This is a genomic window from Kitasatospora sp. NPDC004799 (assembly GCF_040609095.1).
In the GTDB taxonomy this organism is placed as follows: domain Bacteria; phylum Actinomycetota; class Actinomycetes; order Streptomycetales; family Streptomycetaceae; genus Kitasatospora.
Genome location: NZ_JBEXJK010000735.1, coordinates 1 through 1841 on the forward strand (window position 1 = coordinate 1; position 1841 = coordinate 1841).

Below are 1841 nucleotides of genomic sequence, written 5' to 3' on the forward strand. Positions count from 1 at the left end.
GTGACTCCTCCCCCGGCTGAAGCCGGGGGCTTCTCGCTAAGCCGGTTGGGCTTCGCGACGGACCAGCCCGGCCCGTAGAACGTTCGTGGCTCCCACTGTGTCAGCGTGGGCCTCGTGGCCGCAGGCGACGCAGTGGAACTTCTCCTGAGTGGTCCGGTTGTCCGCGCTGGTGTGCCCGCATTCGGGGCGGGGGCACTGGCGGGACGTGTTGCGGGGGTCCACGGCGATTACTTCCCGTCCGGCGCTCTCAGCCTTGGCGTGCAGGATCGTCAGGAACACCCCCCATCCGGCATCTGAGATCGAACGATTGAGGCCCGTCTTCGCCGCCGCACCGTTGGGCAGAAAGCTGCCCGGCTTGTCGGGGTCGGGCTTGGGTGCGGCGGTGCGCACCATGTTGCGGATCGTCAGGTTCTCGTGCGCGATGAAGTCGTGCTCACGGACCAGGTCGAGGGAGGTCTTGTGTGCGTGGTCGAGCCGCTGGCGGCGTACCTTGCCGTGCAACTTGGCGACCTTTTCCACGGCGCGGCGATGGTTCGCGGTGCGCTTGTCCCGGCGCACACACGGGAAGCGACTGAGGGCCTGCTGTGCGGCTTCGAGCTTCGCGGCGTTGCTGCGCCCGTGGCGCGGGTTCGGGACGAAGCCACCGTTGGAGTCGGCGAGGAAGTTGGCTATGCCCATGTCGATGCCGACCACGGAGCCGGTCGCGGGAAGGGGCTCGGGCCGGTCCTGCTCGGCGGTCAGCACGACGAACCACTTGCGGCCCTCGCGCTTGACACTGACCGTCTTGACCTTGCCGACCACCGCCCGGTGCTGGTGCACCTTGACGTGCCCGACGCCCTGGAAGCGGACGCGGGTGACGGGGTCGTGCGGGGTGGAGTCCCAGCGGCACCCGTCGCCGTCCTTCGGGAACTCCACCGTGTCGAACCAGTTGACCCCGCGAAAGCGCGGGTAGCCGGGCGTCTCACCGGACTTGACCCGGCGGAAGAACGCCTGGAACGCCTTGTCCAACCGGCGAAGCGTGGCCTGCTGGGAGGAGAACGACCAGCGCCCCTGGCGCTCCGGGTCGAACGCCCGGATCTCCTTGAGCTGGGCCGACTGCTGGCCGTACTTGATGCTCGTCTTTGAGACGTGCCGGTAGGCGTCGCGGCGTTCCTGGAGTGCGGCGTTGTACAGGCCGCAGTGGTCCCGCAGCATCGCCGTCAGCGCCTGCTCCTGGCCCACGGTGGGCCGCATGAGGAACTTGTACGCACGGATCATCCAGCCCACCCCCTTTCGATGCTGACGAGTAATCATAATACGCTTGGAGTATGCCACCTCGCTGGGAACCCAACGCCGATATCCGCACCGGTCGTCACGTCGCCTACAACCTCCACGCTCACTTGGTGTTCGTCACCAAGTACCGCAAGGGGATCTTCGATGACGCCATGCTCAAGCGCTGCGAAGAGATCATGCGGAACGTGTGCGACAAGTTCGAGACGGAGCTGCGCGAGTTCAACGGCGAGACCGATCACGTGCACCTGCTCGTGCACTACCCGCCGAAGATCGCCCTGTCCAAGCTGATCAACTCACTCAAGGGCGTCAGCTCGCGCTACCTGCGGGCCGAGTACACCGGCCGCATCAACCGGATCGGACTCGGGTCCGTCTTCTGGTCCCGCTCGTACTTCGCAGGCTCGTGCGGCGGCGCTCCGCTCAGCATCGTCCGCCAGTACATCGAAGGCCAGACGCGGCCTATCTGACCGTCACCCCGGAGACGCAGAGAACTCCGCCGCTTCGCGGCTCCGGACCAAGGATGCATTCCCTCCCCGGCTAAAGCCGGGGATACCCTGCAAGATCAGGGATGG

At 66.5% G+C, this 1841-nt stretch carries 2 protein-coding genes; one reads left to right on the forward strand and one right to left on the reverse strand.

What is annotated here, in order from left to right; all coding sequences use genetic code 11:
• Positions 1 to 36 precede the first annotated feature (36 nt).
• Positions 37 to 1257, reverse strand: a complete 1221-nt coding sequence (locus ABZW03_RS40355; RefSeq protein ID WP_355269794.1) for a transposase — start codon at positions 1255 to 1257, stop codon at positions 37 to 39.
• A 50-nt stretch (positions 1258 to 1307) separates the two neighbouring features.
• On the opposite strand from ABZW03_RS40355, the gene tnpA reads away from it, so the two are divergent.
• Positions 1308 to 1736: an IS200/IS605 family transposase gene (gene tnpA / locus ABZW03_RS40360; RefSeq protein ID WP_355269796.1), complete on the forward strand. Its 429-nt coding sequence runs from the start codon at positions 1308 to 1310 to the stop codon at positions 1734 to 1736.
• Positions 1737 to 1841 lie beyond the last annotated feature (105 nt).